Below are 14346 nucleotides of genomic sequence, written 5' to 3'. Positions count from 1 at the left end.
TTCTGGGGGAGCCTTGCTTAGCGTGATCGCCGCCATCCTCGTTGTCGCCTACGTCGGCGTCGCGCCGGAGCTCCGACCGGGATTCGCCGGGATTGCCGCGGGTGGTGCCTGTCGGCGGGGATCGGGCCTCATTGCTCGCCTGCTCCCGATCGCGCTCCTGATCCTGGTTGCATTACCTTCGCAGGCGCTCGCCGCATCGCTCGATGGGACGAGCATTCGCCCGCAATGGGCGCTCCCCTTCGCCGGCATGTTGCTGTCGATCGCGATATTTCCGCTCGCAGCGCCTCACTTCTGGGAGCACCACCAGGGCAAGATTGCCGCGATGTGGGCTGCCCTGATCGTGCTGCCGCTTGCCGTCTGGTACGGCCCGCTTCCAACCATCCAGGCGCTCGTTCATACTGCGCTGCTCGAATACATCCCCTTCATTCTGCTGCTCCTTGCTCTGTTCACTGTGGCCGGCGGAATCGTGGTGCGCGGCAATCTTCACGGCTCCCCGGTTCTGAATACGATGCTGCTCGCTTTGGGCACCCTGATTGCGAGTGTCATCGGCACGACCGGCGCGTCGATGGTCATGATCCGTCCGGTCATCCGCGCCAATGACGACCGACGGCACAACGCGCACGTCGTCATCTTCTTCATCTTTCTGGTGTCGAACATCGGCGGCTCGCTCTCGCCCCTGGGAGATCCGCCGTTGTTCCTAGGGTTCCTGCGCGGCGTGGACTTCTTCTGGACGACGACGCACCTGTTCCCGCAGACCACGTTCGTGGCGTGGATTCTGCTCGCCCTGTTCTTTTGCATCGATGCTTATCTTTATCGCAAGGAAGGCCGCGTCAAACCGGACCCAACTCCGGACAATCCCTTGCGGATCAGCGGCGGCCTCAACTTCGTTCTGATGGGAGTCATCATTGCTGCGATCCTCTTGAGCGCCAAGCTCGACCTCGGCGGATTTGAGGTTCTCGGCACGCACCTGCAGCTGCAGAACCTTCTGCGCGATGCCGTGATGATTGGCGTCGTGTTCGCATCGCTTGCCGTCACCTCGAAGGAGGACCACGACGCGAACGGCTTCTCTTGGGGCCCAATGATCGAAGTGGCAAAGCTGTTCGCCGCCATCTTCATCACCATCATTCCCGTGCTTGCGATCCTCAACGCCGGCAAATCCGGTGCGTTTGCCTCCGTCGTAAACATGGTCACCAACGCCGACGGCACGCCGAACAATGCCGCCTATTTCTGGTTGACCGGGTTGCTCTCATCGTTTCTCGACAACGCGCCGACCTATCTGGTCTTTTTTGAACTTGCCGGGGGCGACGCCAAGCATCTGATGACGAACGGCGCCCTCACCCTTGCCGCGATTTCCGCAGGTGCGGTGTTCATGGGCGCAAACTCCTACATCGGCAACGCGCCCAACTTCATGGTGTACGCGATCGCGCGAGCGGGCGGCGTCGCAATGCCGGGCTTCTTCGGGTACATGGCCTGGACTTCCGTCCTGCTGCTGCCTGTGTTCGCGTTGGTCACGCTCGTCTTCTTCAGGTGAACGTGCTGCGGGTTCCGCAGGCGGAGGTCGGGACCGAGCATGAATTAACGCCGGGTTAACGTAATTCTTTAGCTCCTTAAGTCAGCTCTTAAGGATTTCTTGCCAGAGATAGACAACGCAGAAGTCCCGCGCCCGGCGTGGGCAGGAATCGTGTTGCTTGATGAGTAACCCCGCTGAAAAGCCCGAGGTTGTGCAGCTGCCGGCCGAGCCGGTGAGCGCGCCATCGGCGAGCAGCCGAAGGGCTGCAGCGCAGCGGGTGCGCGAGGCACGGGACAAGTTAACGTCGACCAGTGGAACCCGGCCGGCTTTCGATGCCGAGATGCTGCGGCAATATGCCCAGACGCGGCTATCCGCCTCCTATGTCGTGATGCTGCTGGTGGTGGCCACCGGCGTGCTGTTCGGGCTATGGATGCAGCCGATCCCGGCCGCGGCCTGGACCGTCGGCATGATCTGCATCCACGCCGCCATGATCCGCAATTGCCGGCGCTTCCTGACCGAGCCTGCCTCGCCCGCGGCAACCCGCGCATGGCGGACGCGCTTCGTCGTGCTCGACCTGCTCTATGGCCTGTGCTGGATGGCGATCCTGATCCATCCCGTGCTCGACATGGTCACGGAAACGCTCATGATGTTCCTGATGCTGCTGGTGATCGCAGTATCGAGCATGCTCGCCGCCAACCTTCCGATCGCAGCCCTTGCCGCCACGGCGCCGGTCGCGGTCGCGATGGCGCTCAGCTTCGCAGTGACCGGCTCGCTGGACAATTACATCCTGGCAGCGCTGGCGCTTGCCGCCGAAGGCTATTTCGTCCTGCTGGCGCACCGCCTGCACTCCTCCACCTTCGCCACGCTGGAAGCGCGCGCAGAGAAGGACGCGCTGATCGGCGAGTTGGAACAGGCCAAGGCGATCTCGGACGAAGCGCGCCACCGTGCCGAAGCCGCCAACGTCGCCAAGTCGCGCTTCCTCGCGCAGATGAGCCACGAGCTGCGCACGCCGCTGAATGCCATCCTCGGCTTCTCCGAGGTGATGAAGAGCGAGATCTTCGGCGCGCACGCGGTGCCGGTCTACAAGGAATATTCCGCCGACATCCATAATTCAGGCGTGCACCTGCTCAACCTCATCAACGAAATCCTCGATCTGTCGCGGATCGAGGCCGGCCGCTACGAACTCAACGAGGAAGCGGTGTCGCTGGTCGGCATCGTCGCCGACTGCCATCATTTGATGAAGCTGCGTGCCTCGAGTCGCGGCATCACCATCCACGAAGTGTTCGAGCAGGCCATGCCGCGGCTCTGGGCCGACGAACGCGCGATCCGGCAGGTCGTGCTCAATCTGCTCTCCAACTCGATCAAGTTCACCCCGCAGGGCGGCGAGATCTGGCTCAAGGCGGGATGGACCGCCTCGGGCGGACAGTATCTCTCGGTGAAGGATACCGGCTCGGGCATCCCCGAGGATGAGATTCCGGTCGTGCTCGCCTCGTTCGGCCAGGGCTCCAATTCGATCAAGTCGGCCGAACAGGGGGCCGGCCTCGGCCTGCCGATCGCCAAGAACCTGATCGACCTGCATGGCGGCACGTTCACGCTGAAATCGAAGCTGCGCATCGGCACCGAGGTGATCGTCACCTTCCCGCCGGAGCGTGTGATGAGTGCGCTTGCCCCGCTATCGGATGATTCCCCGCCGCTCCAGCCGGAGAGTTCCGTCCTGCCCGACGAGAGACGCCGGCCGCGCCATAAACCGATCATGAGCGCGGGCACAGGCTCTTAACGAGATGCTTGCAGAGATGTCCGACGATCCCTCACTATGTCCGAATGAGCAAAGAAACACCGTGCGTCGCCGTCTGCATGATGGATCCAAAGACCAAGCTGTGCTTCGGGTGCGGCCGGACCTTGCCCGAGATCGCTCGCTGGCATGCCATGGAAAGCGCGGACCGGCTCGCGATCATGGCCCTCTTGCCGGCGCGCATGACGGCAGCTGGACTTGCGCCCATCGCGGGATCGCCGAAACGCATCTGATCCGCCTGCGGGCCCTCGGGGGCGCAGGATGATCCGCTTCCTGCTCGTTCTGGTCATGCTCGCCGGCACGGCAGGTGCCGTCGTCGCCTATGGCGACCCCGACCAAATCGCGCGGGCTAGCCATAAGGTCTCGCACATCTTCCGCGGACAGACCGCCGCCCCGGCGCCGGCCGTCCAGATCCCCCGCGGACAGGGCGGCGAATTCACGCTGCGTGCGAAGATCAACGGCGTTACCGCGCCGATGGTGATCGATACCGGCGCGACGTCGGTGGTGCTGACCTGGGAAACCGCAAAGGCGATCGGGCTACCGATCGAGATGCTTGAATACGACGTCGATCTCGAGACCGCGGGCGGCCACACCAAGGCGGCGCGGCTCACGCTTGACCGTCTCGCCGTCGGCCATCTCGTCGAGAAGTCGGTGCCGGCCCTCGTTGTCCAGCGCGGCCAGATGAAGACCAATCTGCTCGGCATGAGTTTCCTCGACCGCCTTGAGAGCTGGGGCGTGCGCGCCGACAAGCTGATGCTCACCGGCTATCCGGAACTCCAGCGCAGTCATCGCCGCTCGCGCACGGCAGTCGACTAGCTGACCTACGCCGCCTCCGCCGGCGCGCGCGCAGCGACGCGCGCGATCGCATCGCGTAACACCTCGAGACGAGCGCCCGGCTTCACCCCTTGCTCCGCCAGATGACGGCGAAAGGCCCGCGCGCCCGGTACGGCATGGAATGCGCCGACGAAATGCCGCGTGATCGCGTGCAGTCGCGTTCCGCGCGCGAGCTGCTGCTCGATGTAGGGCATCACCGCCTCGAGTGCATCCTGCATGGTCGCATGCGGCGCCGCTTCGCCGAAAATCTCCCGATCCACGGAGAGCAGCCGCCACGGTTCCTGATAGGCGGCGCGGCCGAGCATCACGCCGTCGACATGTTGGAGATGTACCTTCGCCTCTTCGAGACCAAGAATGCCGCCGTTGATGATGACAGGCACATCGGGCATTGCGCGCTTGAGGCGATAGACGCGGTCATAATCGAGCGGGGGAACGTCGCGATTCTCCTTCGGAGACAACCCGTTCAGCCAGGCCTTGCGGGCATGCACGATCAGCGCGTCACAGCCGGAGTCGACCACCGCATGTGCAAGCGCATCAAGCGCGAGTTCCGGGTCCTGCTCATCGATTCCTATGCGGCACTTCACGGTGACGGGAATCGCGACCGTGCGCTTCATCGCATCAATGCACCTCGCCACCAGCTCCGGCTCTGCCATGAGGCAGGCACCGAAGCGGCCATCCTTCACGCGATCGGACGGACAGCCGACATTGAGGTTGATCTCGTCATAGCCGAACGCCTCGCCGATCCGCGCAGCCTCGGCGAGTTCGCGCGGATCCGAGCCGCCGAGTTGAAGCGCCACCGGATGCTCGCAACGATCGAACCCGAGCAGCCGCTGCCGATCGCCATGAATGACGGCGCCGGTGGTGAGCATCTCCGTATAAAGCAAAACCCGCCGCGACAGATGACGATGGAACACCCGGCAATGCCGGTCCGTCCAATCCATCATGGGCGCCACGGAAAACCGATAGCTTTGATATTCCAACTACTTATCCTATCATTTCAACGGACTAGAACAGGAACACGTGCACAGGTGTGCACTCCAAACTAGCCAAAATTGCACACGTTTGTACCGCATTTGATCTCCCGGTGCACACGTAGCGCACACGAAATCGGGGTGGAGTTCACACGCAATGCCAACGTTTATAAAAGTCAGATCGGGAAGCTGGCGCGTTCAGGTTAGGAGGAAAAACGAATACATTGCCACACGTTCATGCCAGAGCAAGAAGGCCGGGCACACCGATATTAGGCATCGCAGCATCTACCAGCGCGACGTTCGGAACAAGAAGCCGTATTGCCTCGCTGCAGCTTGCTGCATCTCCGCGAGGGGCCAGGATCGTAAGATCACTCTGCGCGGAAAGGACGCTGCGCATACCTTGCAAGACGATCGGGTGCCGATCCGCGATGACAATTCTGATGCGGCGCATGTTTCCTCAGCCCGAGAATCAAAACCTGCACGGCGCCGCTTTATTCCGGCGATGTCCCTACTGAAACGCGTGACGCACCTTAACCATAAAACCAATACACAACTTCAAAGCGTGGCACCTGCTGCGGCCTTATCAGCCGCGGCAGTGTAACTTGTTTTGGAAATGCATGCAGCACCTCATGAATGCGGGCTTCGCTGGAGAGCGGGACCACGAATTCTTCCGACATTGACAATTTTAAGTGGTTGTGTCAAAAAATTTTGGCAGAGATGTATTAGGATCGAAATTCATCTTATCATCCCCTCGATTATTGCCGAGGATATATAGCCACAATCGCAATTTAAATCTAACATTCAGCGAAGTTTCGCTGAAGCTCGCTGAGGAGCGTGACGCTTCTCACGCGTGGGATTTCAATGGAGGTGGCCAACAGAAAGCATCACAATCGACAAAGGCTTCTGTTTCAATTTATGGGACCGTTGAACGCTGATCGGCAAAGCAGATCGGCACCTTCACCGTCCGACGTAGTTTTTTGCCAAGCGGTCAAAAGTGATCTTGTAACGATTAGGTGGTCACATGTATTCTGCGGCTGTTTTGCGTCAAAATCATCAAGCGCTCATCATTCAATTCACTGAATTGCAGAACTTGCGTAGTCGCGTGTTTAGGGCCGAGCAGCGGTTGCTTGCACCCAGACGACGAGCCCGCGGACGGAGGGCGCCTGGGGGGCGCCCCCTCGCTCGAAAGCAAGGGCCCAGCCGGTAAGTCCCACCACCACGTTCCGGCGCAGGCGCGCGAGTGGATCGAGCTTGCCGGACCCTGGTTTGACCTGATAATCCCCACTCCGGTTTCGATTCGGAGCTAGTTGGGCGGCTTTCATGGAGAACGAGGACTGGGCATCCGTGTCCACAGCTGAGCTGTGGCAACTCTACGATGAGGTCACGACCGTTCTTGGTCGCAGAATGACCGCGGAAAAGGCCAAGCTCGAAGAGCGACTTCGCAGGATTGAGGGGACGGCCGCTCCGACCCAGAACGAGGCACGTCCTCGCCGCCCCTACCCCCCAGTGCTGCCGAAATACCAGAACCCGAGGGATCCATCCGAAACTTGGTCCGGTCGCGGCAAGCAGCCCCGATGGCTGAAGGCCCAGCTTCGAGCAGGCAAGAAGCTGAATGATCTCCTAATCGACCGCCCATCTCGACAAAAGCGCCGCTGAACGGGCTGAACATCCGACCATATCGTTAGGGCGGCGGCGGTGTTCAGGGCTCGTGGGCGGCACGGCCGTTACGCGCGCGCCGTGACGATGCTTTTTGCAGCGCCGGACTTTCTCAGCGCGGTTCGGGCCGCACGCCCCTCTAGCGCCGCCTTCGCCCCTGCGGGTCTCGCCGGCCGGCTGTTGCGCTTGGCGCGATCGCCCAGTGCGTGAGCGCACCAAATCCAATGCCAGCCTCCCGACCGCGATCCGGCAAGTCCATCAAGTCAGCAGCGCACGCTACGGCAGTCTCCCGCTCCACGCCGTCTTGCGCAGCCAGGGACGTGGCGCAAGCCGTGGCCGGATCGAACGGCTGATGCAACGGCATGGCATTCGGGCGATCATGGCGCCGCCTCGTCGGGTCCGCACCTCCTACAACCGCCACAATCTGCCGATCGCACCGAACCTGATCGCGCGCGACTTCACGGCTCGCGCCCCGAACCGGGTCTGGCTCGCCGACATCACCGACATTCCGACCGCGGAGGGCTGGCTGTATCTGGCGGCCGTCATGGATCTATTCAGCCGAAAGATTGCCGGCTGGGCCATGCAAGACCATATGCAGGTCGAACTCGCATCGGCGGCGCTGGCGATAGCCATCAACCAGCAACGTCCGCAGACCAGATTGATCCATCATTCCGACCGCTGTGTGCAGCTCACACGCTTATCGCAGTTCTCACCTGCCGGCATCGTCGCATCGATAAGCCGCAAGGCCGATTACAACGACAACCTCGCTGCCTCGAACTTGAACTCGCGACTGAACTTTCGTCTCTGCATAACCTGTCTGCAGCGTGATGATTCTAAGTGCTAATTTGATTATTTCGAACAAACTGTTGCACGATGGCTTGCAACCAATCTGTACCGGCATTAATCGCGTCGTCAGACAGGGTCCGCAGCCATTCCACATGGCTCATGGAGCTTGGCTCTATTGCCAACGGACATGCAATTGAGGGGAGTTGCATGGCAGGCAGAGTGCTGACTCCAAGAAATTGAGCAAGCCTGAACCACCGCTCCGACATACTGCTATCGATGAGATGGATCGCTGCATCCATCGCCATCCCCAAATGAGACTGTCTCTGCTCGCCAGTTAAGCGTGCTTTCCGTACCGCAACATACCAAGCGCGAAGGGCCGCTAGTTGGCCGACGTATTCTAGGTTTCGTTCGACTCTTGGGCCAGAGAGTCCTCTTGCTTCGAAGGTCCAAGGAGCGTCGATTCCGCGCAGCGTTTCGGCATGGATTCGTCTGGCTCCAACATCCGAACGTATGACCTGTCCGGCAACAGTGAAGGTGCCGTAGCCTATGCGGTTAGGGCCGACCATCCCACTGATGCCGCCTATGAAAATTCGCTCCTGCCTGAGAAAGACTCCTTGAGGAACGTCGCCAATCAGCGAGGGAGTTGCTTTGTCGCCGGCTTCTCCCCACGGGGTGAAATTGAAATGAATGAACCCGCTACCGATTTCCGTGTGATTGGACCTTGAGCGCCCCCCTGAAATGAAGCAGTCGCAACAATTAATGAGCGAACCCAGTGTTACGAAGCTCGTCAGGATCGTGTGCTTAAGGCCGACCGCATGAGCAGTCGAAGCCTCCTCTTCAAGGAGAGTACCCCCGCGAACGTGCCCGCTCGAGCCTATTCTAGCTTTCGAAAGAAGCACCGAGTCGGTGACAAATCCGCTGGCAATTTCCGCATCTTCTCCAACGATCGAGTTTACAACGGTTGCCGGTCCCTCGGTCCCCAGCTTTGCGCCAGGAGCAACAACGGTTCCATACCCTAGCAAGCGGGTCCCCGGAAACAGTACAGATCCCGGAAAAATGCGATCCAGTTGGACTTCATCGTCGATGAATGTTTGGCGGGGATCAACGAGATTTACGCCCTTCTCAGCAAGGCGCTCAAGTCGGTCGACAAGCGAAAGCTTCTTCATTTGTAGCGCATCTGACTTGTTAAAAGTAGACCTCGGATCCCTTAGGATTGCGAACGATGGATCCTGCCGCGACTTTGTCGGATGAAGCCACAATCGAGCCCGGGCAGATTATAGCCCCAAGACCCAATCTAGCTCCGTCGCCGACGAATGCCACCCGATCTGGCGTTTCAGCTGCTGCATCTCCCACGAGACACCCCGCTCTGACCAATACGTCAGACCCGAGAACGCAGTTCTGCACAACGGAGTTCTCGCAAAGAGTACAGCGATTCATGACTATGCTATCAGAAACGAATGACCCGGCTCGAAGCTGTGATCCTGTCCCAATGAATGACCTGCCGAGAATTGTCGCCCCACATTCAATGACGCAGTCCGGGCCAACGATCAGAGGGCCGCTTAGAACGGCCCCCGATTTGACGTGACTATTCGGACCCAAGTAGACGAGCCCCGTCACAATGGCCTGGTCTTCGATGGTCCCTTCGATCTGCTGACGACCGAGCTTGGCGTAAAGCTGATCCCGAGAGGAAAATAGATCTTCGAGCGTCGCAAACTTCGATAGCCATTTCTCGAATTCTTCGTCCATGGGGGAGTGAAACAAGTCACTAGGTCGCATTGGTGTCTCTCAGTTCTCGCGCCAAGGCTCGCACGGCCGACCCTAAGCGTCTCTACCATGATTTGCGAGGCAATAGATAACCAGAAGGGCTTCGGAGGACTGATCTGGAGCGCCTGATGTCGCGACAGGGGCTCCATAATCCGCCACAGAGCCGCAGATCGCTCCGGAACCGAATGGAAAGCCCTCGAGGGGGGTCCTGAACCGCCCCCCTGTGCTACCATTGGCAAGGAAAGGATGATTCGCATTTTGCTCGCGCGGTCAGGATTATGTACCTTTGCCGTCGATCGTCGCCCATAGCTGGTGACTGCTCGGCATTTGCACGCGAAGCCAGCGATAGGGGACTTCCGACCAGGGCTTGATCTCCAGGGCGAGATTGTCGAGCACGAGATCGCCGCTCAGGGTGCGGACGAGCAGCACCAGATGATGCCGTCCGGAACCAACGATGACCTCGCTCAGTAGCAGGGCCCGCGCCGGCCAGCCACGCCGAAGGAGTTCGTGACGTTTGCTTACGGCGTAGTCATTGCAGTCCCCAAGATCGGGATTGATGCTCCACGCCTCGTCGGCCAGGCTCTGGTCGTTGGGCACCGGCACAATGGCCAGATTGATCATGCGATTGACATCCAACAGTTCCAACCACCGCTCGCCCGTCAGCCGGACCGGACCGCCCCGGAAGCCTCGCCGCGACCGGCATTCGGCCTCATAGCGCTGGCAGAACATCGTGTACGTCAGAGGCGGAAGCGTGGGCCGTCCGAGTTTGATGCGGACTGGTGCTGCTTGAGGAGTCGTGGCCATCGCCAGGCGCCCTGCGCCCGGCCACGGGGCACCTCCGACCATCATGGCGACCGCTGCAATCAAGACGGAGCCGGAGACTCGATACATCTGCCGATCCCCTTGCAAGCACCATTGAGGTTCGGATCCGGTCGCAGCAAAGCCATGGCCAGAACCGTGCGATTAACCATCTTCTCGTATTTAAGGATATTAATTTTGATAAAATTATCAACAAAAATCACGGAGCGATTAATTAATCCAGCGCGGACCAAAGGACCCGGCCCGCCAGTGGACAATCAACTACACGGCGGCTGCCTCATTCCGGGAGCGCTGCCACTCTCGCGCGGCCCTGGCCTCCGTCGTCGGCAGGAGCGTTCGTGTCGCGAGCATCGCGCTGCGATCGGCCGGGCTCCGACTTCGTCCCACGGTCCAGCCCACAATCGTAACGGTGACGTTGCACGCCAGGCGAATGGATGCACCGAGTGGACGCATCTCCTGCACAGGGGATCGCCGCACTGGTCCGCGGTCATTCGCCCAATTCTGTGCGCAGGGCAAACGCCTGACCGACGCCTGCGATGGAGCCTACGAGCGGGATTCAATCCGAACGCTCGGATTGGACATTCAGGGCTATTGTGCCGCGGCTCGGTCGCGTTGAGGCCGCCGATCGAACTCGGCCATCGATTCCGGCTGAGCCATCAGGACGGCTGCGGCTTTTCCATCGCCTCCGGCATGTTACCGGGGGCCTCTTGATCGGTGGGTGATGCGCTCGCGACGGCCGCAGGGCATGCGCGGCGGATCTCCCACGGCCACAAATCCACCGGCTCGCCTGCTCCCGAAGTGGAGATCTTTGTCCGTAGCGCCGGGGCGAGCCGCTCCAAAATCAGGTGCCGCTCCAAACGGATCTCGCGTTCGAGGGCGTCCGAATAGACCGGGAGCGCGTGGATCGTCTCGCGAGGGATTCTGCAGGACACGTGCCCAAACGGGGTCGCTGCCCCGACCACGATCGCCTTGCCATCCCATTCGATTTCGCCGACGAACTCGATGTCTCTGACAGAATTCAGCGTCATGTTAAATTCCAATCAGATAATTTCACACCATCAATTCGCACTATTAAATACCACGGTTAAATAAAATACAAGCGCAACTCAATTTCGGAGATTCTGCGAACCGCACTTCGGGGTCGTCAAAATCGACTCCGCCTCAGGTTCTCGCAATGATCACGCACTCTATTTTTGGCGGGATGACGTCGCGTCACCGGCCAGCAGAGCCGGATTGTCACCGTCCAACACGAAGGCGACTTTGCAGCGAATTCCCCCCGGCAGCGCCAAACGCGGGTTCGGCAAGGCAAGACGCACCCCGAACGTTCCGCTGGCAGCGTCGAGTACACGGTCGACAACGGCGACAGAGGCGATATAGACGCCTCCGATGGGCAGCTCCGGTCGCACCTCGGCTCTGCTGCCGGTACGGATCTGACCAAAATATGCGGTGGGCACGAACACTTCGACCCTTAACGGATCAATCTGTGCGAGGGTGAGGACCGGGCTCTGGTCATTTCGATATTCACCCGGAACGAGAAGCCGCTCGACCACCACGCCGTCGACCGGGCTACGCAGCTCGCGTTGATTCAAAACCTCTTCGGCGTGCGCGACCTCCAAACGAGCGAGTTCCTGGTTAAGCCGCGCCTCCTTGAGCTGCTGCTCGGCAACCTGGACCTCCGCTTCGGCTTCCTGGAGTGAGGCGAGAGGACTGACGGACCTCGCATAAAGCTCTTTCAGACGCTCATGCTTCTGACGCTGGAACAGCACGCGGGCGTCGGCCGATTTCACGGGGGCATCATTGGTTGCACGCGCCCGCGCGAGCGCTAGCGTTGCGGCCTCGACTCCATCTTCGATCTTGCCAATAATCTGGCCCTGCCGAACGATATCGCCGCGATCAACATCAAGGCGCGCGATGGTACCAACCGCCGAGCTTGCCAGCTTGACGGTTTGTTGCGGCTCGATCACGCAATTGAATTCCCGCTCCCCCGCCGAGATTTCCGTGGTCTCTGCCCCTGCACCGGATCCGGCAAGCAAGCTCCCTGCCGGCAGGTGCAAGCACAACACGATGTAGCTCATGTACCGAGCTCTGCGGACAACTCTCTCAATCGAACCCACCATGCGAGTTCCCCAATTCCGCTTCGGCTCCCAGGCTCATTGTACATAATATTAATGCACATTAAATAAAATTAAAATCGCGCAACACGAACATAATATGATAAAGGGATTTGGTTTAAAATGGCGGCCGCCCTTCGACGGGCGCCATCGAGCCATTGCTCGGCCCTTGTCCTGGACAGTACATGTCTGAACCCGACTTGACGGCAAGCGGGGGTCCCGCCCCACAATTGCGGAGGGTGCCCGCAGATAGGACGTCGTCGCCGCACTGGCAAGGATTGCTGAATGCGGAGAACGAAGCGGCATTTGTTGCGGCCTGGCTGGCGCTGCAATGCAGCCGTATTGCCGGCGTGTCAGCGGGCCTGTTGTTCATGCGCCGGGTTGATTCAGCTGCGCCGTTACTATCGGTAACGTGGCCGCCTCGGGATGTCGACGCCAGCGATCTCATGCGCCTGGCCGAGACCGCCTACGCGGAGCGCCGCCTGGTCGTTGCTCCCGGTCGCGTCGGTCCTGATTCACGGCCCGCGCAACCTGTGGTCCTAATAGTTGCTCTGCCGCTGGGCACTACGAGCGAGCCGATTGCGGCTGTGGCCATCGCATTGACAACGACGGCCGCCAGGCCGCTGGTCACCCCGGCCATCGTCGCCGAGCAATTGCGCTGGGGCGCGGGCTGGCTCGAGTCATTGCCCTGGGCCAGGCGCACCAAGGATCTCTCGTCTGACGTATCGCGAGCCGCATCGTGCCTCGACCTCCTCGCGACGGTGAACGCGCAGCCGCGGCTGAGCGGCATGGCAATCGCGGTCGTCAATGAGCTGGCAACCCGCCTCCAGTGCGAGCGTGCGTCGCTGGGTATCGTCGGCCGAAACGGCACAATCAGCCTGCGCGCAGTTTCGTTCTCCGCCAGCTTCAAACGCGAGAGCCGCCTCGTCAATGCGATCGAGAGCGCAATGGAAGAAGCGATCGAGCAGCGTGCATGCGTCGCTTATCCACCATTGCCGAGGATGGGGCGCGTCGTGGCCATCGCCCATCGGGCGCTGGCGGCGGAAGCAAAGGCGCCGGGCTCGTCGGCGATGTCAGCTATACTGGTCGGCCCCGATGGAGAACCGATCGGCGCTCTCACCTTGGAACGTCACCGCGCCGATCCCTTTACGGACGACGCGCTGAAGCTGATAGAGGGGATCGCGGCGCTGCTGGGACCTCAGATCGGATTGCAGCTGCGGGCGAACCGGCTCCTGGGCGGGCGGGCGGTTGACGGTATCGGCGACGGATGTGCGGCACTGTTCGGCCCACGGCGGCCGACCCTCAAGCTCTGCATCGGCAGTGTCATGGTGCTTGCGCTGACCTTGGTCTTTGCGAAAGGCGAGCACCGAGTCACCGCGAAATCGGTGCTTGAGGCCGAAGTGCAGCGCGCAGCTGTGGCTCCGTTCGACGGATTTGTTCGAGCGGCCCCGGCTCGGGCTGGCGACACGGTGCGGCAGGGCGATCTTCTCGCCCTGCTCGACGACCGGGATCTTGTTCTCGATCGGCTGAAGTGGCGAGCCGAACTCGACAAGCTACTTCAGCGCGATCGCGAGGCGCTCGCCAAGCACGATCGCAACGGCCTCGCGGTACTGGAACCGCAGATCCGGCAGGCGGAGGCCCAGTTGGCTCTTGCGGAAGACAAGCTCGCGCGCACCCGGATGCTCGCTCCGTTCGACGGTGTCGTCGTCTCCGGCGACCTGAGCCAGATGCTCGGCTCTCCCGTCGAGAAGGGAAAGACGCTGTTCGAGGTGGCGCCACTCAATTCCTATCGCCTGATCGTTCAAGTCGACGAACGTGATGTTCGCTTCGTGGCGGTCGGACAAAGCGGAACCGTCGCGCTCGCAGGCAGGCCCGGCGAACCGGTGCCGATGACCCTTAGCAAGATCACGCCGGTTACGCTCGCCGAGGAAGGACGCAATGCTTTTCGAATAGAGGCCCGCCTCTCGGAGCCGGGCCTTGCATTGCGCCCCGGAATGGAAGGCGTTGCAAAGATCAATTCCGGACGACGCTCGATTGCGTGGATCTGGATGCATCCTGTCATCGATTGGCTGCGCCTTGCCGCGTGGAAGTACCTGCCGTGAG

At 60.8% G+C, this 14346-nt stretch carries 13 protein-coding genes; 7 read left to right on the top strand and 6 right to left on the bottom strand.

From position 1 onward, the window contains the following. The first annotated feature begins 139 nt into the window (after window positions 1-139). From EHH60_RS06385 to EHH60_RS06370, 4 genes are all read left to right on the top strand, one after another. On the top strand, window positions 140-1531 hold the full coding sequence (locus EHH60_RS06385; RefSeq protein WP_502697397.1) for a sodium:proton antiporter: 1392 nt from the start codon (window positions 140-142) through the stop codon (window positions 1529-1531). A gap of 160 nt (window positions 1532-1691) precedes the next feature. Further along, window positions 1692-3287, top strand: coding sequence for a sensor histidine kinase (locus EHH60_RS06380; RefSeq protein WP_124158617.1), 1596 nt, complete (start codon window positions 1692-1694; stop codon window positions 3285-3287). A gap of 44 nt (window positions 3288-3331) precedes the next feature. Next, window positions 3332-3535, top strand: coding sequence for a DUF1289 domain-containing protein (locus EHH60_RS06375; protein WP_124158616.1), 204 nt, complete (start codon window positions 3332-3334; stop codon window positions 3533-3535). 28 nt (window positions 3536-3563) lie between these two features. Continuing rightward, the gene (locus EHH60_RS06370; RefSeq protein WP_124158615.1) at window positions 3564-4118 is read left to right on the top strand and encodes a TIGR02281 family clan AA aspartic protease; all 555 of its coding nucleotides are present in this window, start codon (window positions 3564-3566) and stop codon (window positions 4116-4118) included. Between the two features lie 5 nt (window positions 4119-4123). Here EHH60_RS06370 and dusA read toward each other — a convergent pair whose 3' ends face one another. Beyond that, window positions 4124-5116 (bottom strand): tRNA dihydrouridine(20/20a) synthase DusA, encoded by a 993-nt coding sequence (dusA, locus tag EHH60_RS06365; protein ID WP_124158614.1) that lies wholly within the window; start codon window positions 5114-5116, stop codon window positions 4124-4126. A 1311-nt stretch (window positions 5117-6427) separates the two neighbouring features. Here dusA and EHH60_RS06360 point away from each other — a divergent pair. Beyond that, a complete protein-coding gene (locus EHH60_RS06360; protein ID WP_124158613.1) occupies window positions 6428-6763 on the top strand; it encodes an H-NS histone family protein in 336 nt (111 codons plus the stop codon). 94 nt (window positions 6764-6857) lie between these two features. Further along, the gene (locus EHH60_RS06355; RefSeq protein WP_124158612.1) at window positions 6858-7607 is read left to right on the top strand and encodes an IS3 family transposase; all 750 of its coding nucleotides are present in this window, start codon (window positions 6858-6860) and stop codon (window positions 7605-7607) included. On the opposite strand, the gene EHH60_RS06350 is transcribed toward EHH60_RS06355, so the two are convergent. The 5 genes from EHH60_RS06350 to EHH60_RS06330 form a co-directional block, all read right to left on the bottom strand. Next, entirely contained in the window at window positions 7597-8715 is a 1119-nt protein-coding gene (locus EHH60_RS06350) for a UDP-N-acetylglucosamine pyrophosphorylase (RefSeq protein ID WP_124158611.1), read from the bottom strand. The genes EHH60_RS06355 and EHH60_RS06350 overlap by 11 nt on opposite strands. Before the next feature lie 19 nt (window positions 8716-8734). Then, the gene (locus tag EHH60_RS38760) at window positions 8735-9295 is read right to left on the bottom strand and encodes a GlgC family sugar phosphate nucleotidyltransferase (protein WP_158626719.1); all 561 of its coding nucleotides are present in this window, start codon (window positions 9293-9295) and stop codon (window positions 8735-8737) included. A gap of 294 nt (window positions 9296-9589) precedes the next feature. Then, window positions 9590-10204, bottom strand: a complete 615-nt coding sequence (locus EHH60_RS06340; RefSeq protein ID WP_124158609.1) for a transglutaminase-like cysteine peptidase — start codon at window positions 10202-10204, stop codon at window positions 9590-9592. Window positions 10205-10788: 584 nt separating this feature from the next. Then, the gene (locus EHH60_RS06335) at window positions 10789-11160 is read right to left on the bottom strand and encodes a hypothetical protein (protein ID WP_124158608.1); all 372 of its coding nucleotides are present in this window, start codon (window positions 11158-11160) and stop codon (window positions 10789-10791) included. A gap of 159 nt (window positions 11161-11319) precedes the next feature. Then, on the bottom strand, window positions 11320-12207 hold the full coding sequence (locus tag EHH60_RS06330) for an efflux RND transporter periplasmic adaptor subunit (protein WP_158626718.1): 888 nt from the start codon (window positions 12205-12207) through the stop codon (window positions 11320-11322). 221 nt (window positions 12208-12428) lie between these two features. On the opposite strand from EHH60_RS06330, the gene EHH60_RS06325 reads away from it, so the two are divergent. After that, window positions 12429-14345: a GAF domain-containing protein gene (locus EHH60_RS06325; protein ID WP_124158606.1), complete on the top strand. Its 1917-nt coding sequence runs from the start codon at window positions 12429-12431 to the stop codon at window positions 14343-14345. The last annotated feature ends 1 nt before the right edge of the window (window position 14346 follow it).

Source organism: Bradyrhizobium sp. RP6 (assembly GCF_003837805.1).
GTDB lineage: Bacteria > Pseudomonadota > Alphaproteobacteria > Rhizobiales > Xanthobacteraceae > Bradyrhizobium.
This window is presented reverse-complemented; position numbering and strand designations above follow the sequence as displayed.